Annotated in this window: 1 protein-coding gene; it reads left to right on the top strand. The window is 63.4% G+C overall.

The genetic code is table 11. From position 1 onward, the window contains the following. Nucleotides 1-20 precede the first annotated feature (20 nt). The coding region (locus FPZ47_RS28030) for a transposase (protein WP_428321260.1) at nucleotides 21-361 on the top strand (341 nt) is incomplete at its 3' end.

Here is a 361-nt window from a genome sequence, read left to right as displayed (position 1 = left end):
GGGTCCGTGCTGATGGCCGCATGGAGCTCGTCGGGCTGGCTGACGGCTTCCGGGGATCGACTGAGTTCTGGGCTGATTTGCTGCGCGATTGCCGCCGCCGCGCCATGACCGCAGCGGTGCTCGCGGTCGGCGACGGCGCCCTGGGCTTCTGCAAGGCGTGCGGGAGGTGTTCCCGGATATTCGAGAGTAGCGCTGCTGGTGGCATAAGCAGGCCAATATTCTTGCCGCACTGCCGAAATCGGTGCACCCAGGGTGCAGTCGCGGCGATGAAGGAGATCTACAACGCCGAGGATATCGACAAAGCCCAGCTCGCGATCAAAGCGTTCGAGATCGACTACGGCGCCAAATACCCCAAAGCGGT

This window comes from Mycobacterium helveticum (assembly GCF_007714205.1).
GTDB lineage: Bacteria > Actinomycetota > Actinomycetes > Mycobacteriales > Mycobacteriaceae > Mycobacterium > Mycobacterium helveticum.
This window is presented reverse-complemented; position numbering and strand designations above follow the sequence as displayed.